Source organism: Sulfurivermis fontis (assembly GCF_004001245.1).
Taxonomy (GTDB): domain Bacteria; phylum Pseudomonadota; class Gammaproteobacteria; order Thiohalomonadales; family Thiohalomonadaceae; genus Sulfurivermis; species Sulfurivermis fontis.
On record NZ_AP018724.1, the window covers coordinates 2,154,572 to 2,173,623 of the forward strand.

19 protein-coding genes and 1 pseudogene are annotated in these 19,052 nt (G+C 65.8%); 5 read left to right on the plus strand and 15 right to left on the minus strand.

The features are described 5' to 3' along the window. Window positions 1-323: 323 nt before the first annotated feature. A complete protein-coding gene (locus tag EP379_RS10915) occupies window positions 324-1,349 on the minus strand; it encodes an IS110 family RNA-guided transposase (protein ID WP_127476133.1) in 1,026 nt (341 codons plus the stop codon). Between the two features lie 210 nt (window positions 1,350-1,559). Beyond that, window positions 1,560-1,847 (minus strand): annotated as a pseudogene (locus EP379_RS10920) (DUF2784 domain-containing protein); the annotation flags it as partial. A gap of 67 nt (window positions 1,848-1,914) precedes the next feature. Between EP379_RS10920 and hypE the strand changes: the two are divergent. Together hypE and EP379_RS10930 are read left to right on the plus strand one after the other, a co-directional pair. Then, complete coding sequence (gene hypE / locus EP379_RS10925) at window positions 1,915-2,916, plus strand: hydrogenase expression/formation protein HypE (protein ID WP_127477838.1); 1,002 nt, start codon at window positions 1,915-1,917, stop codon at window positions 2,914-2,916. Window positions 2,917-2,939: 23 nt separating this feature from the next. After that, complete coding sequence (locus tag EP379_RS10930) at window positions 2,940-4,178, plus strand: HDOD domain-containing protein (RefSeq protein WP_127477839.1); 1,239 nt, start codon at window positions 2,940-2,942, stop codon at window positions 4,176-4,178. A 108-nt stretch (window positions 4,179-4,286) separates the two neighbouring features. On the opposite strand, the gene EP379_RS10935 is transcribed toward EP379_RS10930, so the two are convergent. The 9 genes from EP379_RS10935 to rluD all read right to left on the minus strand — a co-directional run bounded on the left by EP379_RS10935 (window position 4,287) and on the right by rluD (window position 12,998). Beyond that, window positions 4,287-5,090, minus strand: coding sequence for a mechanosensitive ion channel family protein (locus tag EP379_RS10935; RefSeq protein WP_127477840.1), 804 nt, complete (start codon window positions 5,088-5,090; stop codon window positions 4,287-4,289). Then, the gene (locus tag EP379_RS10940) at window positions 5,077-5,886 is read right to left on the minus strand and encodes a hypothetical protein (RefSeq protein WP_127477841.1); all 810 of its coding nucleotides are present in this window, start codon (window positions 5,884-5,886) and stop codon (window positions 5,077-5,079) included. Before EP379_RS10940 ends, EP379_RS10935 begins: the two co-directional genes overlap by 14 nt. A gap of 87 nt (window positions 5,887-5,973) precedes the next feature. Further along, a complete protein-coding gene (clpB, locus tag EP379_RS10945) occupies window positions 5,974-8,550 on the minus strand; it encodes an ATP-dependent chaperone ClpB (protein ID WP_127477842.1) in 2,577 nt (858 codons plus the stop codon). Window positions 8,551-8,617: 67 nt separating this feature from the next. Further along, window positions 8,618-9,322 (minus strand): lysophospholipid acyltransferase family protein, encoded by a 705-nt coding sequence (locus EP379_RS10950; protein ID WP_127477843.1) that lies wholly within the window; start codon window positions 9,320-9,322, stop codon window positions 8,618-8,620. 115 nt (window positions 9,323-9,437) lie between these two features. After that, window positions 9,438-9,941: a peptide deformylase gene (gene def / locus EP379_RS10955; RefSeq protein ID WP_127477844.1), complete on the minus strand. Its 504-nt coding sequence runs from the start codon at window positions 9,939-9,941 to the stop codon at window positions 9,438-9,440. 10 nt (window positions 9,942-9,951) lie between these two features. Then, complete coding sequence (locus EP379_RS10960; RefSeq protein WP_127477845.1) at window positions 9,952-10,473, minus strand: glycine cleavage system transcriptional repressor; 522 nt, start codon at window positions 10,471-10,473, stop codon at window positions 9,952-9,954. A 16-nt stretch (window positions 10,474-10,489) separates the two neighbouring features. Then, entirely contained in the window at window positions 10,490-11,272 is a 783-nt protein-coding gene (locus tag EP379_RS10965; protein ID WP_127477846.1) for a ZIP family metal transporter, read from the minus strand. A gap of 32 nt (window positions 11,273-11,304) precedes the next feature. Beyond that, window positions 11,305-12,024 carry a peptidoglycan editing factor PgeF gene (pgeF, locus tag EP379_RS10970; RefSeq protein ID WP_127477847.1) on the minus strand — a complete coding sequence of 240 codons (720 nt, stop codon included), beginning with the start codon at window positions 12,022-12,024 and terminating at the stop codon, window positions 11,305-11,307. Between the two features lie 20 nt (window positions 12,025-12,044). After that, the gene (rluD, locus tag EP379_RS10975; protein WP_127477848.1) at window positions 12,045-12,998 is read right to left on the minus strand and encodes a 23S rRNA pseudouridine(1911/1915/1917) synthase RluD; all 954 of its coding nucleotides are present in this window, start codon (window positions 12,996-12,998) and stop codon (window positions 12,045-12,047) included. Between the two features lie 70 nt (window positions 12,999-13,068). On the opposite strand from rluD, the gene EP379_RS10980 reads away from it, so the two are divergent. Together EP379_RS10980 and EP379_RS10985 are read left to right on the plus strand one after the other, a co-directional pair. Continuing rightward, the gene (locus tag EP379_RS10980) at window positions 13,069-13,830 is read left to right on the plus strand and encodes an outer membrane protein assembly factor BamD (RefSeq protein WP_127477849.1); all 762 of its coding nucleotides are present in this window, start codon (window positions 13,069-13,071) and stop codon (window positions 13,828-13,830) included. An 80-nt stretch (window positions 13,831-13,910) separates the two neighbouring features. After that, on the plus strand, window positions 13,911-14,432 hold the full coding sequence (locus EP379_RS10985; RefSeq protein WP_127477850.1) for a nitroreductase family protein: 522 nt from the start codon (window positions 13,911-13,913) through the stop codon (window positions 14,430-14,432). A gap of 103 nt (window positions 14,433-14,535) precedes the next feature. Here the strand turns inward: EP379_RS10985 and EP379_RS10990 are convergent, their stop codons facing one another. From EP379_RS10990 to sucC, 4 genes are all read right to left on the minus strand, one after another. Beyond that, window positions 14,536-14,874, minus strand: coding sequence for a P-II family nitrogen regulator (locus EP379_RS10990; protein ID WP_127477851.1), 339 nt, complete (start codon window positions 14,872-14,874; stop codon window positions 14,536-14,538). 100 nt (window positions 14,875-14,974) lie between these two features. After that, the gene (locus EP379_RS10995; RefSeq protein ID WP_127477852.1) at window positions 14,975-16,597 is read right to left on the minus strand and encodes an NAD+ synthase; all 1,623 of its coding nucleotides are present in this window, start codon (window positions 16,595-16,597) and stop codon (window positions 14,975-14,977) included. A 6-nt stretch (window positions 16,598-16,603) separates the two neighbouring features. Then, window positions 16,604-17,473, minus strand: a complete 870-nt coding sequence (gene sucD, locus EP379_RS11000; protein WP_127477853.1) for a succinate--CoA ligase subunit alpha — start codon at window positions 17,471-17,473, stop codon at window positions 16,604-16,606. Continuing rightward, window positions 17,473-18,639 (minus strand): ADP-forming succinate--CoA ligase subunit beta, encoded by a 1,167-nt coding sequence (sucC, locus tag EP379_RS11005; RefSeq protein ID WP_127477854.1) that lies wholly within the window; start codon window positions 18,637-18,639, stop codon window positions 17,473-17,475. The genes sucD and sucC overlap by 1 nt, the downstream gene beginning before the upstream one ends. A gap of 180 nt (window positions 18,640-18,819) precedes the next feature. Here sucC and EP379_RS11010 point away from each other — a divergent pair, with 180 nt between their 5' ends. Then, complete coding sequence (locus EP379_RS11010; RefSeq protein WP_127477855.1) at window positions 18,820-19,050, plus strand: PP0621 family protein; 231 nt, start codon at window positions 18,820-18,822, stop codon at window positions 19,048-19,050. Window positions 19,051-19,052 lie beyond the last annotated feature (2 nt).

A 19,052-nucleotide genomic window follows, 5' to 3' on the forward strand; every position in this document is an offset into this window, starting at 1 on the left:
CGTACATCAGCACCGTGATCACTATCACCCCGCCGCCCATGGCGATCTATATGGACGCCTCCCGTTTGCCAAGGGCGATTTTGGTGTGTTGGGACAGATAGGCTGCAGTTCTATATCCGGCCTGTTGTGCAGGAATAGACCTGCTGGCCCTGATGGAATCCGCTGACCCGCGCCTCATTCTCCTGAAGGACTCGAAGTCCTTACCGCCATACAGGTTTGGCGGGTCACGGTCTGACCTGTTTGCCATCACACTTTATCGACCTTGCGCAACCTTTACGGCGGCCACTCCTTTCTTCAAAGTGGTTGATACACTCGTCAGGCACCTATGCCGGCTGACTGACGAATCCCTTTTGGTACGTCCGTTCATGGGCGAGCATCGCCCAGATCGTTCGCGCCATCTTGTTGGCCAGGGCCACGACCGCGACATTCAGCGGCCGGCGCTGGCGTAATTTCGTGACCCACGGGCCGGGGTCTTTGGCGTGGGTCAGCACGGATCGCGCACCGTGAATCAGCAAGGTGCGCAGGTAGGTGTCACCGCGCTTGCTGATGCCGAGCAGTTTGATGCGCCCACCAGTGCCCACCTGTCGCGGCACCAGGCCGGCGAAGGCGGCGAACTCTCGCCCCGACTTGAAGGCTTTGGCGTCGCCCATGATGGCGACCGCCGCCGTGGCGGTCAGCGGCCCGACACCAGGAATTTCAGCGATTCGCTTGCAAGCTTCGTCTTGCTTGAGCCACAGCTGGATGCGCTGCTCGATGGCGGCGATTTCCCCATCCAGCTTCTCGATGCGCGCCCATTGCTCGCGCAACGTATCGATCACCATTGCCGGCAGCCGGTCTTCCAGTCTGGCCAAAGCCGCAGCAATTCCCTTCCTGACCCCCGCTTTGCCCTGCGGCATCACTTCACCGTATTCGGCGAGCAACCCCCGCAGGCCGTTAATCTGCGCGGTGCGGAACTTGACCAACTGGCTCCTCATGCGGTGCAGCGCCAGGATGGCCTGCTGTTCTTCCGTCTTGATCGCCACCGCCTTGACGTGCGGCTGCTGCACCGCTGTCCAGATCGCCCGCGCGTCCTGCCGGTCGTTCTTGTTGCCGGTGACGAACGGCTTCACCGCCTTGCCTGGCAGGAGCTTGACCTGGTGGCCCAGCGCCGTGAGTTTCCTCGCCCAGTGCTGCGCACCGCCGCAGGCTTCCATCCCAATGAGGCATGGTTGCCGGTTAGCGAAGTGTTCGAGGAACTTCTCGCGCTTGAGCTGCAGGCTCACGATCTCTCCGGTCTCCATGTCGATCCAGTGCAACTGAAATACCCGCTTGGCGATATCCACGCCAACGACCGTTTTGCTACCATTCATTTCGGACCCCCGGTTTGCCTGTGAAGACCTTCAGTATCTTCCACCTTGGGCACTTCGATGCCGTCGGCCCGTGAGGGTCCACCTTCATCCCACCCACACCGCAAAGCTATCCACGGCGCCGGGCGCCGCAGGTCCCTCCATACCGAAGACGGCCAGCGCGCCGGATAACTCGTGTTCAGCGCTCACGGGGTGGGAGGCGTCCATTCAATTCTGCATGGTCCGGGTCAGTCCCTCCGGGTAGATGAACGACAACAGATAGTGCTGGATGAAGCCGGTGTCATAGCCCTGCTGACCGGCCAACCGGCGCCAGTGATTTTCCAGCGGCGTCAGCGGGCAGTACCAGCCGAACAGCGCGATCATCGTGCCCCAGGCCGCCGCCGGCAGTTGCACCCACGCCAGCCGTGGCCAGCGCCATACCAGCAGGCCGCCCAGCACCACGAACAGGATGAAGGCGGCGTGCACTAGCAGAACAAGATCGGCCAACAACTCATAGACCATGCGTGGTACTTTCCCGCAACAGGCTTCCGGGTTAGCCTACACCAAACTCCTGCGACGCATAGCCATCATGAGCGAACACATCACCCTGGCCCACGGCAACGGCGGGCGCCACATGCGCGAACTGATCGAGGGCGTGTTCGCCCGCCACCTCGCCGACCCGGCGCTGGATGTCCAGGTCGATGCGGCACACATCGCCGTGCCGCCCGGCGACCTGTTCATCACCACCGACGGCTTCACCGTCAAGCCGCTGGAGTTTCCCGGCGGCGACATCGGCGCCCTGGCGGTGCACGGCACGGTCAATGACCTGGCAGTGGCCGGCGCCATCCCGCTGTATCTCACCGTCAATGCCTTCATCGAGGAAGGCCTGCCTTTCACCACCCTGGAACGGCTGGTGGCCTCGCTGGCCCGGGCCGCGCGCGAGGCCAGGGTGCGCGTGGTGGCGGGCGACACCAAGGTGGTGCCGCGCGGCGAAGGCAGCGGCCTGTATCTCGCCACCAGCGGTGTCGGCGTGCGCCGCCCCGAACTGCAATTGGGCCTGGCACACATCCGCGCCGGTGACGTGCTGCTGGTCAGCGGCCCGGTGGGGGATCACGGCACGGCGGTGATGCTGGCGCGCGAGCAGTTCGGCCTGCGCGGCGACCTGCAATCGGATGCCGCCTGTGTCTACCCGCTCACCGCGGCGCTGCACGATCTGCCCGGCCTGCGCTTCATGCGTGACCCCACCCGCGGCGGCCTCGCCACCGTGGCGCACGAAATCGCCCGCGCCTGCCAGCTCGGTGTGCGTCTGTACGAAGAGGCGATCCCGGTACGCGATCCGGTGCGCGCGGTATGCGACATGCTGGGCTACGACCCCTATTACCTGGCCTGCGAGGGCCGCGTCGTGGCGGTGGTCGAGGCCGCGGCGGCGGAAGTGGCGCTGCAGCGCTGGCGCATGTTGCCGCAGGGCAATGCAGCAGCGATCATCGGTACGCTGGAAACAGGGCACCGTCACGTGGTTCTGCAAACGCTGCTGGGCGGCGAACGCCTGCTGGAAGAGCTGGAGGATGATCCGCTGCCGCGTATCTGCTGAACGCAGCCCATACAGCCGAGACCATGACCGACGCCATCCCCACTATCCGTCGCTATCTGCAAACCCTGCACCCGCTCGATCAATTCGGTGCTGCCGAACTGGACGAGTTGGCCAAGAAAACACAGATCGAGGAATTGCATCCGGGCCGCCGCCTGTTCCTGCGCGGCCACAGCGATCCATGGACCTTCTATCTGCTGGACGGCACCGTGCAACTGGACTGGCCCGACAGCCGTCGTGAACTGCTGCGCGGCGACAGCATTGCCGCGCGACAGCCGCTCAACAACGTGCAGCCGCACACCGCCACCGCCACTGCGGTCGATCACGTACACTACATCCGTTTCAACACCACGCTGCTGGAAGTATTGTCGCGTGCCGCCACGCCCGACAGTTATCGGCTGGAGGAGATCAGCGCCGACTCGGAAGAACCGCGCCAACGCCTGTTTCATACCATTTTCCTTGATTACCTCGCCGACGCCCTGCAGATGCCCCATCTGCCCGATGTCGCGGTGCGCGTGCGCGAGGCGGTGCAGGACCCCGACTGCGATGCCAATGAGGTCGCGCATCTGATTCAGGCCGATCCGGTCCTGGCCGCGCGCCTGGTACAGGCCGCCAACAGTCCGCTGTACGGCGTGCAGACCCCCATCAATACCTGCAAGGGCGCGGTGATGTTCCTCGGCCTCGGCACCACCCGCGATCTGGTGCTGGCCTACACCCTGCGCGAACTGTTCCACACCACCTCATCCCTGCTGCAACAACGCATGCGCTCACTGTGGCAGCACAGCGTACTGGTCGGCGCCATCAGCTATGTGCTGGCCGGCATGACACCGGGGCTGGACAAGGACCGCGCCCTGCTCGCCGGCCTGCTGCACGACATCGGCGCCCTGCCGGTGATCAATTACGCCGCTCATGAGCCGGCCCTGGCACGGGATGCCGGCATGCTGGATGACGCCATTGCCGCCCTGCGCGGCCAGGTCGGCGCGATGGTGCTGCGGCAGTGGAAGTTCGGCAACGAGACCGTTGCCATCGCCCTGGAGGCGGAGGACTGGCAACGCGACCCGGTGCCGCAGGCCGAGTACACCGATGTCATCGTCATCGCCCAGCAACTGCTGCTGGGCGAGGAACACCCGGAGCGGCTGGAGCACACCATGCAGCTGCCGGCCTGGCACAAGCTGGCCCGCGGCAGGCTGGATGGAGAGATCGCAGCGCAGGTGCTGCACGAAGCGCGCAACGACGTTGCCGACGTGTTGCAGCTGCTGGGTTGAACCCGGAAAGGGATTTGTCCGCAGGAGCGCCATACCGAGCCGTATTGCCGACTGAGGAACATTCCTTGTGGATTCGAGGACCGAGCGAGGGCGCGGCGCGCCAGCATCCTACGGCAGCTGTCGCACCGTCACCGGCTCAGCCAGATGCAGCACGCGCTGCGGATAGGGAATGTCGATGCCGTTGGCATCGAAGGCCTGCTTGATCTCCTGCTGAATGGTGTTGCGTAATTCGAGAAAATTTTCCCGCACCGCCCACACCGAGAATTGCAGATTCATCGCCGAGTCACCGAAGCCGGTGAAGATGAACAGCGGCGCCGGTTCCGTCAGGCAAAGCGGGTTGCGTTCCGCCACCTCCTGTAGCACGCGCTGCACCTTGCCCATGTCCTCCTTGTAGTTGACACCGAGCAGCAGGTCGAGACGGCGCACGGGGAACCGTGTGAGATTGGTGATCTCCGCCTTGATCATCGTCTCGTTGGGTACGCGCACAAACAGGTTATCCGGCGTGCGCAGCTTCACCGACAGCAGGTCGATGGACAGCACCTCGCCGGTGGTATTGCCCACCTTGATGGTGTCGCCCACTACGAAGGCGCGCTCGCCGATGAGAAACAATCCACTGATCAGGTTGGAGGCGGAGGTCTGCGAGGCGAAGCCCACGGCCACGGTGAGTATGCCGGCGGCGCCGAGCAGCACACCGAGATTGAAGCCCATCTGCTGCAGTGCGGTAACCACGCTGAGCGCCAGCACGCCATAAAACACGATGCGCTGCACCAGCATGGTCTCCTGGGCTGCGGTATAGCGTCGCGCCGCGCGCCCCGCCGCCAGACTGGCGACCTTGGCCAGCCCCCAGCCCACCAGCAGGATGATGCCGGCGCGCAGCGCCGCCAGCCAGTCGAAGCCTTCAATCCATTCCATCGTCACTCCCTCCGCGACCGAACAGGGTGCCGAAGGCCTTGCTCAGCAGGCCGCGATCGGCACGACGGCGCGGTTCACTCAGCAACACACTGCCCCCGGCCTCCACCGGAGCCTCACTGCCCATGCGCTCCAGTTCCAGCACCTCATCGCCGCTGCGCGTCAGCTCCACCGCCTGGGTCCACAGGGTGCCGTCGACCGCCTGATACAGCGACAGGAACGGCACGGGCAGATAGAGGCGCTCCACCGCCGCCATGTCGGTACCCCGGTTGGTGATGCGCAGTGGTGTCACCGCCCGCCATGCACTGTAGGGAAAGTCGTCCAGGCTGGTGCGCGCCATGGTGGAGGCGGCATAGGCCAGCCCCCCCGGCCGCGTCGTGGGACCGGACCAGGTATCGGAGGGACGCACCACCGCCTGCTCCTGCAACAACTCACCCTGTGCGCGCACCTGCACCCACAGCGGTGTACTGACGTAAAGCTGGATGGACTGCGCCGGCGGGATGAACAGGTTCACATCGGGGCGTGAGATCACCGGTCGATCGGCCAGCAACGGCCGCAACGACAACTGCGCCGCCGGTACCTGGAAACTGTAACGGCTGAGCCGCGCCTGGGCGGGCATTTGCCCCAGGGGAAGTCCCAACTGCACGGCACTGGCCTCTGCCGTCTCATCCAGCAGATAGCCGATACGCCATTCGTGTGGCCGATGTTCGACATACAGCCGGGCCGGTCCGATGGTCCAGCATCCCGCCGTCCCTTCCGCCAGCTCGAAGTCGCCCCACCAGGGTTTTATGTGTTGCATGGTCTATTTCATTCGCAGGAACCCGCTCCGCGGGCGAAGATGTACCAGCGCATTGTGGCACAGCTCCCGCGGAATCGGGCTCCGCCATCAACCCTTGGCAAAACTCATCTGTCCGTCCTGCACGTCGACCCGGATGGTATCGCCGGGCATGAAACGGCCGGACAGAATCGCCTGGGCCAGCGGATTTTCGATCTGCTGCTGGATGGCGCGCTTCAGCGGCCGCGCGCCGTACACCGGGTCGAAACCGGCCTCGCCCAGCTTGTCCAGCGCGGCCTCGGTAAGCTCGAGCCGCATCTCGCGCTCGGCGAGGCGCTTGCGCAGATAGCCGATCTGGATGTTGGCGATGCTGTGGATCTGCTCGCGGGCCAGCGGATGGAACACCACCACCTCGTCGACGCGGTTGATGAACTCGGGACGGAAGTGCTTGCCCACCACCTCCATCACCGCCGCCTTCATCTCCTGATAGTGCTCTTCGCCGGCCATCTCCTGGATCAGTTGCGAACCGAGATTGGAGGTCATCACGATCACCGTGTTGCGGAAGTCCACGGTGCGCCCCTGGCCGTCGGTGAGGCGGCCGTCGTCCAGCACCTGCAACAGCACGTTGAAGACGTCGGGGTGCGCCTTCTCCACCTCGTCCATCAGCACCACGGAATACGGTTTGCGCCGCACGTGCTCGGTGAGATAGCCGCCCTCTTCATAGCCGACATAGCCCGGCGGCGCACCGATGAGCCGCGCCACGGAGTGCTTCTCCATGAACTCGGACATGTCGATGCGCACCATGGCCTCTTCGGTGTCGAACAGGAAGGAGGCCAGCGCCTTGCACAGCTCGGTCTTGCCCACGCCGGTGGGGCCGAGGAACAGGAAGGAACCGTTGGGACGATTGGGATCGGACAGGCCGGCGCGGGAGCGGCGGATGGCATCGGAGACGGCCTTCACCGCCTCGTCCTGACCGACGACGCGCTGGTGCAACGCCTCTTCCATACGCAACAGCTTGTCGCGCTCGCCCTCCAGCATCTTCGAAACCGGGATGCCGGTCCACTTGGACACCACCTCGGCGATCTCCTCGTCGGTGACCTTGTTGCGCAGCAGCTTGGTCTCCTGCAGCTCGGCCTGCTGGGCCATCTGCAGCGATTTCTCCAGATCGGGGATGCGGCCGTACTGCAACTCGGACATGCGGCCGAGGTCGCCGGCGCGGCGTGCCGTCTCCAGCTCCATGCGCGCGCGGTCCAGCTCCTCCTTGATGTGCTGGGCACCCTGCACCGCCAGCTTCTCCGACTTCCAGATTTCTTCCAGGTCGGCGTACTCCTTTTCCAGCTTGCCGATCTCGTGTTCCAGATCGGCCAGGCGCTTGCGCGAGGCCTCGTCGCTTTCCTTCTTCAGCGCCTCGCGTTCGATCTTGAGCTGGATCAGGCGACGGTCCAGGCGGTCCATGGCTTCCGGCTTGGAGTCGATCTCCATGCGGATGCGCGAGGCCGCCTCGTCCACCAGGTCGATGGCCTTGTCCGGCAGCTGGCGATCGGTGATGTAGCGGTGCGACAGGGTGGCGGCGGCGACGATGGCCGGGTCGGTGATCTCCACGCCGTGGTGCACCTCGTATTTTTCCTTCAGGCCGCGCAGGATGGCGATGGTGTCCTCCACCGAAGGCTCGTCCACCAGCACCTTCTGGAAGCGGCGCTCCAGGGCGGCGTCCTTCTCGATGTACTTGCGGTATTCGTCCAGGGTGGTGGCGCCGATGCAGTGCAGCTCGCCGCGTGCCAGCGCCGGCTTCAGCATGTTGCCGGCATCCATGGCGCCCTCCGCCTTGCCGGCGCCGACCATGGTGTGCAGCTCGTCGATGAACAGGATGATCTGCCCTTCCTGCTTGGCGAGGTCGTTGAGTACCGCCTTGAGGCGCTCCTCGAATTCGCCGCGGAACTTGGCGCCGGCGATGAGCGCGCCCATGTCCAGCGACAGCAGGCGCTTGCCCTTGATGCCCTCGGGCACCTCGCCGTTGACGATGCGCAGGGCGAGACCCTCGACGATGGCGGTCTTGCCCACGCCGGGCTCGCCGATGAGCACCGGATTGTTCTTGGTGCGGCGCTGCAGGATCTGCACGGTGCGGCGGATTTCGTCATCGCGGCCGATCACCGGATCGAGCTTGCCCTGCTCGGCGCGCTCGGTGAGATCGATGGTGTACTTCTCCAGCGCCTGGCGCTGCTCCTCGGCATTGGGATCGTCCACCTTCTGGCCGCCGCGCATCTTGTCGATGGCCTGCTCCAGCGCGCCCTTGCTGGCGCCGTGCTTGCGCAGCAGGTTGCCCAGTTCGCCCTGGTCCTCCAGCGCGGCCAGCACGAACAGTTCGGAGGAGATGTAGGCATCCTTGCGCTGTTGCGCCAGCTTGTCGGTGAGGTTGAGCAGCTTCACCAGCGCATTGGACACCTGCACGTCCCCCCCCGCGCCTTCCACCGCGGGCAGGCGGTCCAGCGCCTCACCCAGGGCCGAGCGCAGCGGATTGACGTTGACGCCGGCCTGGCCGAGCAGCTGGCGCACCGTGCCGCCCTGCTGATCGAGCAGCGCGGTCATCAGGTGCAGCGGTTCGATGAACTGGTGGTCGCGGCCCACCGCCAGGCTCTGCGCGTCCTGCAGGGCGGTCTGGAACTTGGTGGTCAGTTTGTCCATGCGCATGGGAAGGAACCTCTATTCGGTTGCAAGTGGCGATTGGCTCCAGAGATGGGGCCGGTACACCTACCCTTCAAGAGGGAATCGGGTGACGATGCGGCTCGATGTAGGCGGAAATGTAACGCAGGCAGTCGTCGTCGCCGAGCTGGTGGCAGTCGATCGGGGCGTGGCTGGTCAGGCGCGGCCGGCCGCGGCGGAAGACGGCCAGCACCACCTGCCCCTCGCCCCGGATGCCCTCCAGCCGCACCGGATAGACCGGGCAATCGGCCAGTTGCGCCAGCCGCGCCACGCCGCGCTTGAGTGGCTTGGGAGGTTCGCTGTCGAGATGGATGGCGCCATGGGGAAACAAGGCCACCACCTCGCCGGCGGCCAGTGCCTTGAGCGCCTCGCGGAAGGCACGCTCGGGCCGGCCGCTGCGATCCACCGGGATGCAGCCGGCGGCGCGGAACAGCCAGTGCAGGCCGAAACGGTGATATTGCTCGGTGGCGATGATGAAACGCAGCGGACGGCGGCTGGCGGCGCACAACAGCAGGGGGTCCAGGCCGGAGACGTGATTGGCCACCACCAGTGCCGGACCGGTGTCGGGCAAGGGAAGGCAGTCGGCGGACAGACGATGGAAGCGGTGACAGAACAGGCGGTTGAAACCGTCGATGCGGTTCACCCAGCGCCCGCCCCAGTCGGCGATGTGCGCGCGATCCAGGGCGCGGAGGGTGCGGTGCCCAAGCCAGGCCAGCAGGAGCGCGGAGAGTGCGAGTACGGCCAGGCCCCAGGGGTTCATGCGCAGGGACGAGATACGGGGGACAAGGGACGAGGGCAGACGGTCGTTTCACAAAGCAACGGTGAGCGCAGCGCACTCATTCCTCGTCCCTCGCCCCTCGCCTCTCGTACCTGTCTCATTGGTAGACCTTGCGCCGGAAAAGATCGTTGCGCCGGCTCACCAGGCGGTCGAGGAACAGCAGGCCGTCGAGGTGATCGATTTCGTGCTGGATGGCGCGCGCCTCGTAACCCTCGGCATCGAGCTGCTGCGGCGTGCCCTGAGGGTCGTAGTAATGCAGCGAGATCTTCTCGGCGCGGATCACGTTGCCGGTGTAGTCCGGCACCGACATGCAGCCCTCACGGCCGCTGGCCATGCCCTCCCAGGCGGTGATCTCCGGATTGATGATGAACAGCCGGCCGTGGTTGGGCACCGGCTTGCGCGTGCGCGAACAGTCGACGATGACGATGCGCTGGAAGCGGCCCACCTGCGGCGCGGCGATGCCGACGCCGCCGGGCCCGGCCAGCATGGTCTGCTCCAGATCGGCGAGGAATGCACGCAGTTCGTCGTCGAAGTTCTCGACCGGCTGCGACTCCTGCTTCAGGCGCGCGTCGGGATAGGTGAGGATTTCAAGTATGGCCATGGAGCACCGTTCAGCCGATCAGTGTGTCGATCGGTTCCAGATGGGCCTCCACGCCGTCCTGGCGGATCACGTCCACCGCCGCCTGCAGGGACTCGATGCCCTCGGCCGCGATCCCCTCGATCTGCATCACGTAAATGGGCTTGTCCTCGCTGCCGCCCACCATCGACTCCAGGTCGGTGATATTGAGGCCGGCCTCGGCCAGGGCGCCGGTCACCCGGGCGACGATGCCGGCACGATCGGCACCATAGACGGTGATGCGCACGTCCGGTTCGACATGCTGGTGCAGCCGGCCCTCGATGCGATCCAGGTGCAGGTGCAGGTCCAGCGACTCGGCCACCGGGCCGATGAGATCGGTGAGCGCCTTGCTGGAGCGCTCGAAGTCCACCATCAGCATGATGGTGAAGTTGCCGCCCAGGCGCATCATCGACGCCTCACCCAGGTTGCAGCCGCCGTCATACAGCGCCGCCGTCACCTTGGCCACGATACCGGGCCGGTCCTTGCCCACCAGGGTCAGCATGTACCAGTGATTCATGGTGTCGCTCCGCGTTTCAGTGCAGGGTGGAATGGGCGATGAAGATCACCGCCACACCGGCGCCGATGAGGGCCAGCTGCTGGGCCGTCGCCTCGATGTGCAGGCGGCGGTGCAGCCCGGGGATCAGATCGGCTACGGCAATGTAGATAAAACTGGCGGCGGCGATGGCCAAAATAAAGGGCACCACATGCTCCATGCCGCTCAGGCTGAAGTAGCCCAGCAGGGCGCCCGCCACGGTGGTCAGACTGGACAGCAAATTGAACGCCAGGGCACGGGCGCGGCTGAAGCCGCTGTGCAGCAGGATGGCGAAGTCGCCCACCTCCTGCGGGATTTCGTGCGCGGCCACCGCCAGGGCGGTGACCACGCCGAGATGGATGTCGGTGAGAAAGGCGGCGGCGATGAGTACGCCGTCGACGAAGTTGTGGATGCCGTCGCCGATGAGGATCAGGTGGCCGGCGGCGGCGTGGCGATCATGGGCGTGTTCGATGCCGTGCGCCTCGCAATGGCCGCTGTGGCAGTGGCGCCACAGCACCATCTTCTCCAACAGGAAGAAACCGAGGATACCGAACAGCACCGTCATGGTGATGTGGTGCACGTCGGTCACGCCCTCGCCCTCGATGGCGTGGGGCAGCAGGGCGAGAAAGGCCGCGCCGAGCAGGGCGCCGATGGCGAAGCTCACCGCATGGGGCAAGAGGCGCGTCCGCTGCTGCTCGGGGATGAGCAGGAACAACCCCGCCGCCGTCACGCTCAGTGCACCGCCGATGAGGGAGAAAACGATGATCCAGACCAATAGCGTCATGCTGCCGCTTCACTCCTGTAAGGGGAGAGGCATCATACCGCAAGCCAGATCAGGCTCGCCATGCGCCCGGTGACACCGTCGCGGCGATAGGAGTAGAAACGCGCGGCATCACTGAAGGTACACAGTTCTCCGCCATAGACGGCAGTTACGCCGCAGCGCGCCAGACGCAGGCGCGCCAAGGCATAGATATCCGCCAGCCAGCGTCCGCCCGGCGAGGGGCGGAACGCCGTTGTTGCCGCCGCATCCTCCGTCATGAATGCCGTGCGCACCTCCTCACCCACCTCGAAGGCATCTGGCCCGATGGCCGGCCCCAGCCACACCAGCAATTCCGCGGCAGGTACGCCCAGACGCGTCACCGCTGCCTCGATCACACCGGCCAGCAGGCCGCGCCAACCGGCATGCACCGCCGCCACCCGCGTACCGGCACGGTCGCACAGCAGCAGCGGCAGACAGTCGGCGGTCATCACCGTGCACACCGTTCCCGGCGCGAAGGCCACGCTGGCATCGGCACAGCCGCCCCGTTCCTCGGCCACGGCGATACCGTGCACCTGGGTCAGCCACAACGGCTCCGCCGGCAGTTGCAGTTCATTGCGCAGACGAGTGCGGTTCTCGGCCACGCAGGCCGGGTCGTCGCCCACATGGTCACCCAGATTGAGGCTGGCATAGGGGCCCGTACTCACCCCGCCCAGACGCGTGGTGGTGCAGGCACGAACCTGGGACGGGGCGGGCCAGTCGGGCAGGATCAGTTGCATGGCCTGGGGTGCCAACACCCTCAGGCGTTGGCGGCATCCTCGCGCAGCACCGCGATCAGTGCCTGCATGTCGTCCGGTGCCGGTACGCTCCATTCCATGTATTCGCCGCTGGACGGATGCGCCAGCCCCAGGCGCATGGCGTGCAGGGCCTGGCGCTTGAAGCCGTGCAGGGCGGTGCGCAGCGCCTCGCTGCAGCCGGCCGGGAAACGCAGGCGACCGCCGTACACCGGGTCGCCGACGATGGGGTGGTGGATGTGAGCCATGTGCACGCGGATCTGGTGGGTACGGCCGGTCTCCAGCCGCACCGCCAGGCGGGTGTGGGCGCGAAAGCGTTCCACCAGGCGGTAATGGGTCACCGCCGGCTTGCCTGCGGTGGTGATGGCCTGGCGCTTGCGGTCCACCGGATGGCGGCCGATGGGGGCGTCCACCGTGCCGCCGCCGGTCATCTCGCCCACCACCACCGTGTCGTATTCGCGGGTGAACTCGCGCGCCTGCAACGCCTGCACCAGGGCGTTCTGCGCCTCCAGGGTGCGCGCCACCACCAACAGTCCCGAGGTGTCCTTGTCGAGGCGGTGCACGATACCGGCACGGGGCACCTGGGCCAGCTCGGGGGCATGATGCAGCAGGGCGTTGAGCAGGGTGCCGGCGGGATTGCCCGCCGCCGGATGCACCACCAGGCCGGCGGGCTTGTTGAGCACGATGAGGACCGCGTCCTCGTAGACGATGTCCAGCGGGATGTCCTCTCCCTGGTGGCGTTCGTCCGCCTCCACCAACGCCTCCAGGGCGATGCGCTCGCCGCCCACCACCTTGTCCTTGGGCTTGCACACCCGGCCGTCCACCAGCGCCTTGCCCTCCTTCACCCACTGGCTGAGACGGGCGCGGGAAAAATCGGGCAACAGCGCCGCCAGGGCCTGATCCAGCCGCTGGCCCGCCATCTCGGGTGGCACTTCCACCACATAATGCTTGCTAGTCATGTCTTGCCTTCGTGCCGGGGCCCATTCGGGATATACTGCGCGGCACATGCCGTTTCAGGAATCGACAGTAATGAGTTTTGCCTGCCGTCTGCTAGTTCTGCTGCTGTTCGTGCTCACCGGCACGGGTTGCTCCATCTTTCAGGAATACGATGAAACCGCCGGCTGGGATGCCAGTCAGTTGTACACTGCCGGCAAGGAGGCCCTCGACGAGGGCGACTACCAGAAGGCCATCCAGCTCTACACCAAGCTGGAGGCGCGCTTCCCCTACGGCCGCTACACCCAGCAGGCCCAGTTGGAAACCGCCTATGTCCACTACAAGGACGGCGAGCCGCAGGCCGCCATCGCCGCGGCGGACCGCTTCATCAAGCTGCACCCGCGCCATCCGAACGTGGATTATGCCTACTACATGCGCGGGCTGGCCAGTTTCGACCCCGGCCGCAGCTTCTTGGATCGCTTTTTTCCCCAGGACAGCGCCCAGCGCGACCCCACCACGGCGCGCGAATCGTTCCGCTATTTCAGCGAACTGGTGCAGCGCTTCCCCACCAGCCGCTACAGCCAGGACGCCATCCAGCGCATGACCTACCTGCGCAACAATCTGGCACGCCACGAAATCCAGGTGGCCGACTACTACCTGCGCCGCGGCGCCCCCCTGGCGGCCGCCAACCGCGGCAAATACGTGCTGGAGCATTACCAACGTACACCCTCGGTGCCCGACGCCCTGGAGATCATGGTGCGCGCCTACCGGGAAATGGGCATGGACGATCTGGCCGCCGACGCCCTGAAGGTGCTGGCGCAGAACCATCCGGAACGAGCGGCACAACTCGTACCCTGAACGGCCGGTTCGAACGTCGGGGCGAGTCTCGCGACCCAAACCACCTGTCTGGGAACAACAACAAAGAGGAGGCAACAGCGATGTGGGACTTCTTCGAAACCGTGCGCCACCGCCATTCGGTGCGCAAATACCGCAGCGACATGGCCGTGGAACCGGAAAAACTGCACGCCATCCTGGAGATGGCCTGCGCGGCGCCCTCCGCCGGCGACCTGCAGTCCTACCACATCGCCGTGGTCACCGACCCGGCCCTGCGCCAGGGACTGGTGGAGGCCGCCGCCGGCCAGAACTTCATCGCCGAGGCACCGGTGACCCTGGTGTTCAGCAGCCACGCCGAACGCGCCGGCGCCAAGTACGGCGAACGTGGCCGCCAGCTCTACGCCCTGCAGGACGCCACCATCGCCGCCACCTACGCCCAGCTCGCCGTGGCCGCCGCCGGCCTCGGCTCCACCTGGGTGGGACAATTCGATGAGGCCGCCGTCTCCCGCCTGCTCAAGCTCGACCCGGGGCTGCAGCCCATCGCCCTGCTCACCGTCGGCTACCCGGCGGAACTGCCGGAGCTGACCCCGCGGCGGCCGCTCACCGAGGTGGTCAGCTATCGCTGACCACCTCGGTGCAGGGACGAGGGATGAGGTGCGGGATACGAGAGGATGTGCGCGCAGCGCACACTTCCCTCGCACCTTTCACCTCGTATCTCGTACCTGAGGTTCACACCGCGTCCGGCCCTTCCTCGCCGGTGCGGATGCGCACCACGCGCTCGACGCTGGTGACGAAGATCTTGCCGTCGCCGATCTTGCCGGTGCGCGCCGCCTTGGTGATGGCCTCGATGCACGGCTCCACCTGATCGTCATTGACCACCAGTTCGATCTTCACCTTGGGCAGGAAATCCACCACGTACTCGGCGCCGCGATACAGTTCGGTATGGCCCTTCTGCCGGCCGAAGCCCTTCACCTCGGTGGCGGTCATGCCGGCCACACCGATGTCGGACAGGGCCTCACGCACGTCGTCCAGCTTGAACGGCTTGATGATCGCTTCAACTTTCTTCATGTCTTCCTCCGGAAGAAGTTCCAAGTTACAAGTGGCAAGTTACAAGCAAACCAGCGGCATTTTTCTTGTAACTTGCCACTTGTAACTTGCAACTTGATCCTCATTTGCCAAACCCCGAGGTGATCGGATAGCGCCGATCGCGCCCGAATGCCCGCCGCGTGATGCGCACCCCCGGCGCCGCCTGACGCCGCTTGTACTCATTGCGATCCACCAGGCGGATGACGCGGCGCACGGTGTCCGCATCGTAACCCGCCGCGACGATCTCCTCCAGACATTGATCCAGTTCGACATAACGCTCCAGGATCGCATCGAGGATGTCATAGGGCGGCAGGGAATCGGTGTCCTTCTGGTCCGGCGCCAGCTCCGCCGAGGGCGGCCGGTCGATGACACGCCGCGGGATCACCGGAGCGAGGGAATTGCGGTACTCCGCCAGACGGAACACCAGCGTCTTGGGCACGTCCTTCAGCACATCGAAACCGCCGGCCATGTCGCCGTACAAGGTGGCATAGCCCACCGCCATTTCGCTCTTGTTGCCGGTGGTGAGCACGATCTTGCGCTTCTTGTTGGAGATCGCCATCAGCAGCACGCCGCGGCAGCGCGCCTGCAGGTTTTCTTCGGTGGTGTCCGGTGTCGTGCCGGCGAACTCTTCGCGCAGACTGTCGAGAAAGGCATTGAACAGTGGCTCGATGGTGATGACGCGATAATCGACGCCGAGAATGCGCGCCTCTTCCGCTGCATCCTCCACGCTCATGCCGGCGGTATAGCGCGAGGGCATCATCACCGCCTCCACCCGCGCGGCACCGATGGCATCCACCGCCACCGCCAGGGTCAGCGCCGAGTCGATGCCGCCGGACAGGCCGAGCACGACGCCGCGGAAACCGTTCTTCTCGATGTAGTCGCGCACACCGCACACCAGCGCATCGTACACGCTCGCCTCCAGCGACTGCAGCGGAGCGACTGCGCCGGGCAGGGCACGCACCGCTTCCTCGCTCACCTCGAATACGGCCAGCCACAGTCCTTCCTGCCAGGCCGGCGCGCGTAGCACCACCTCACCCATCTCGTCCATCACGAAGGACTCGCCGTCGAACACCAGTTCGTCCTGGCCGCCCACCTGATTGACGTAGACCAGCGGCACGCCATTTTCCTTGATGCGCGCGCGCACCACCTCCTCCCGTTCGCGTCCCTTGTTGATGTGGAACGGCGAGGCGTTGAGATTGAGGATCAGCCGCGCCCCGGCAGCCACCGCCTGGGCCACCGGCCCCGGATGCCAGACATCCTCGCAGATGGTGATGCCGACATTCACGCCATTGAGGGCCACCACGCACGGCTCGCTGCCGGCGGCGAAGTAACGCTTCTCGTCGAACACGGAGTAATTGGGCAGGTGCTGCTTGTGATAGCTGCCGAGCAGCTGGCCGTCACGCAGCACCACCGCGGCATTGAACAAACCGCCCGCCGCCTGCTGCGGCAGGCCGATGATCAGGGTGATGCCGGCCACGCGCCGCTTCACCTCCTCCAGCGCGCGCAGCACGCGCACATGCAGGCCGGGGCGCAACAGCAGGTCTTCCGGCGGATAGCCGGTCAGGCACAGCTCGGGAAACAGCACCGCGTCGGCCCTGAACTCATCGCGCGCCCGCTCCGCCGCCGCGATGATGCGCGCGGCGTTGCCGTCGATGTCGCCGACCAGCGGATTGATCTGTGCCAGGGCGATGCGGAGGGTTTGCATACAGCGCTACTTCAGCACCGCCGCCATGCGCGCGCCCATCTCGGCCGGTGAACGCACCACATGCACGCCCGCCGCCTCCAGCGCGGCGAACTTCTCCTCCGCCGTGCCCTTGCCGCCGGCGATGATGGCGCCGGCATGGCCCATGCGCTTGCCCTTGGGCGCGGTGACACCGGCGATGTAGGCCACCACCGGTTTGCTGATGTGCTTCTTGATGAAGGCCGCCGCCTCTTCCTCCGCCGTGCCGCCGATCTCACCCACCATGATGATGCCCTCGGTCTGTGGATCCTGCTCGAACAGGCACAGCACGTCGATGAAGTTCATGCCGTGGATCGGATCGCCGCCGATGCCGACGCAGGTGGACTGGCCGAGGCCGGCATGGGTGGTCTGGTGCACCGCCTCGTAGGTCAGGGTTCCGGAGCGCGACACGATGCCGATCCTGCCCTTCTTGTGAATCGCGCCGGGCATGATGCCGATCTTGCACTCACCCGGAGTGATGAGGCCCGGGCAGTTGGGGCCGATGAGGCGCGCGTCGGTATTCTTCAGCGCCGCTTTTACTTTCAGCATGTCCAGCACCGGAATGCCCTCGGTGATGCAGGCGATCACCTCGATGCCTGCGTCGGCGGCCTCCAGGATGGCGTCGGCGGCGAAGGGCGCCGGCACGTAGATCATGGTGGCGTTGGCGCCGGTCGCGCGCACCGCGTCGTGCACCGTGTTGAACACCGGCCGGTCCAGGTGCTTGCTGCCGCCCTTGCCCGGGGTCACGCCGCCCACCAGGTTGGTGCCGTAGGCGATGGCCTGTTCGGAATGGAAGGTGCCCTGCTTGCCGGTGTAGCCCTGGCAGATCACCCGGGTGTCCTTGTCGATCAGAATGGCCATTACGCACCTCGCACCGCGGCGACGACCTTCTGCGCCGCGCCGGTCAAATCATCGGCCGCCGTGATGGCCAGCCCGCTCTCGGCCAGCATCTTGCGGCCCAGTTCCACGTTGGTCCCTTCCAGGCGCACCACCACCGGGATGTGGATGCCCACCTCGCGCACCGCCTTGATGATGCCCTCGGCAATGAGGTCGCAGCGCACGATGCCGCCGAAGATGTTCACCAGGATCGCCTTCACCTTGGCATCGGACAGGATCAGCTTGAAGGCCTCCGCCACCTTGTCGGCATTGGTGCCGCCGCCCACGTCGAGGAAATTGGCCGGCTCGCCGCCGTGCAGCTTGATCAGGTCCATGGTGGCCATGGCAAGGCCCGCGCCGTTCACCATGCAGCCGATGCTGCCGTCGAGGCGCACATAGTTGAGGCCGTGCTGCTGGGCGCGGTACTCACGCTCGTCCTCCTGCGAAGCGTCGCGCAGCTCGCACAGCGCCGGCTGGCGGTAGAGGGCGTTTTCGTCGAGATTGAGCTTGGCGTCCAGCGCCATCAGGCGGCCGTCGCCGGTCACCACCAGCGGATTGATCTCCAAAAGCGAGGCATCGCATTCAGTAAACAGACGGTACAGGCCGGCCATGATGGCACCGAGCTGCTTGATCTGCTCGCCCTCCAGGCCGAGGCCGAAGGCCACCTGGCGGCACTGATAGGGCTGCAGACCGGCCACCGGCTCCACCGCCACGGTGAGGATATTCTCCGGCGTCCTGGCCGCCACCTCCTCGATGTCCATGCCGCCGGCGCTGGAGGCCATGAACACCACGCGCTGGCGGGCGCGATCGACCACCATGCCGAGATACAGCTCGCGGGCGATGTCGCAGGTGGGTTCGATCAGCACCTGGTTCACCGGCTGGCCGTCCGGCCCGCTCTGGGGGGTCACCAGGCGCGTACCGATCAGGGCATCCACGGCCTGCTGCAGGGCCTCGCTCCCCTCCACCAGCTTGACGCCGCCGGCCTTGCCGCGGCCGCCGGCATGCACCTGGGCCTTCACCACCCAGCGCTTGCCGCCCACCGCCTGCATGGCGCGCTCCGCCTCGCTGACACTGGCCACCACCCGCCCCTGCGGCACCGCGATGCCGTAGCGGGCAAACAATTCTTTTGCCTGGTATTCGTGCAGATTCATTCTCTGGATATCCCGTCAGACTGGGAAAGGTGGCTATTGTGGAGGAATGCGTCCGGCTTGGAAACCGGCCGGCTAGCGATTTGGCGGTGAAATATGCAAAACGGCCGGCGACCAGACCACACCACCCGGGCGGCGTAATCTTGCTAAGATCGCACCACCGTCATTTCCGGTGTCCACGCCATGAACCTGTTCCGCATCCTCGTCATCGCCGCCGTCGTCTGGCTGGCCTATGTGCTGTTCAAGCGCTGGTTGGCGGAAAAGCAGCCGCCGCGCCCGAAAGGTGCACAACGGCAACAGGAACGCATGGTCAAGTGTGCCTATTGCGGCGTACACGTGCCCGAATCGCTGGCGCTCCGCAGCGGCAACCAAAGCTACTGCAGCCCGGAGCACCGCGACGCCCATCATCCCTGACC

What these genes read in the sequence shown, in the direction of transcription:
- EP379_RS10915 (WP_127476133.1), bottom strand. Translation starts at nt 1,349, where the DNA reads ATGAATGGTAGCAAAACGGTCGTTGGCGTGGATATCGCCAAGCGGGTA.
- hypE (WP_127477838.1), top strand. Translation starts at nt 1,915, where the DNA reads ATGAGCGAACACATCACCCTGGCCCACGGCAACGGCGGGCGCCACATG.
- EP379_RS10930 (WP_127477839.1), top strand. Translation starts at nt 2,940, where the DNA reads ATGACCGACGCCATCCCCACTATCCGTCGCTATCTGCAAACCCTGCAC.
- EP379_RS10935 (WP_127477840.1), bottom strand. Translation starts at nt 5,090, where the DNA reads ATGGAATGGATTGAAGGCTTCGACTGGCTGGCGGCGCTGCGCGCCGGC.
- EP379_RS10940 (WP_127477841.1), bottom strand. Translation starts at nt 5,886, where the DNA reads ATGCAACACATAAAACCCTGGTGGGGCGACTTCGAGCTGGCGGAAGGG.
- clpB (WP_127477842.1), bottom strand. Translation starts at nt 8,550, where the DNA reads ATGCGCATGGACAAACTGACCACCAAGTTCCAGACCGCCCTGCAGGAC.
- EP379_RS10950 (WP_127477843.1), bottom strand. Translation starts at nt 9,322, where the DNA reads ATGAACCCCTGGGGCCTGGCCGTACTCGCACTCTCCGCGCTCCTGCTG.
- def (WP_127477844.1), bottom strand. Translation starts at nt 9,941, where the DNA reads ATGGCCATACTTGAAATCCTCACCTATCCCGACGCGCGCCTGAAGCAG.
- EP379_RS10960 (WP_127477845.1), bottom strand. Translation starts at nt 10,473, where the DNA reads ATGAATCACTGGTACATGCTGACCCTGGTGGGCAAGGACCGGCCCGGT.
- EP379_RS10965 (WP_127477846.1), bottom strand. Translation starts at nt 11,272, where the DNA reads ATGACGCTATTGGTCTGGATCATCGTTTTCTCCCTCATCGGCGGTGCA.
- pgeF (WP_127477847.1), bottom strand. Translation starts at nt 12,024, where the DNA reads ATGCAACTGATCCTGCCCGACTGGCCCGCCCCGTCCCAGGTTCGTGCC.
- rluD (WP_127477848.1), bottom strand. Translation starts at nt 12,998, where the DNA reads ATGACTAGCAAGCATTATGTGGTGGAAGTGCCACCCGAGATGGCGGGC.
- EP379_RS10980 (WP_127477849.1), top strand. Translation starts at nt 13,069, where the DNA reads ATGAGTTTTGCCTGCCGTCTGCTAGTTCTGCTGCTGTTCGTGCTCACC.
- EP379_RS10985 (WP_127477850.1), top strand. Translation starts at nt 13,911, where the DNA reads ATGTGGGACTTCTTCGAAACCGTGCGCCACCGCCATTCGGTGCGCAAA.
- EP379_RS10990 (WP_127477851.1), bottom strand. Translation starts at nt 14,874, where the DNA reads ATGAAGAAAGTTGAAGCGATCATCAAGCCGTTCAAGCTGGACGACGTG.
- EP379_RS10995 (WP_127477852.1), bottom strand. Translation starts at nt 16,597, where the DNA reads ATGCAAACCCTCCGCATCGCCCTGGCACAGATCAATCCGCTGGTCGGC.
- sucD (WP_127477853.1), bottom strand. Translation starts at nt 17,473, where the DNA reads ATGGCCATTCTGATCGACAAGGACACCCGGGTGATCTGCCAGGGCTAC.
- sucC (WP_127477854.1), bottom strand. Translation starts at nt 18,639, where the DNA reads ATGAATCTGCACGAATACCAGGCAAAAGAATTGTTTGCCCGCTACGGC.
- EP379_RS11010 (WP_127477855.1), top strand. Translation starts at nt 18,820, where the DNA reads ATGAACCTGTTCCGCATCCTCGTCATCGCCGCCGTCGTCTGGCTGGCC.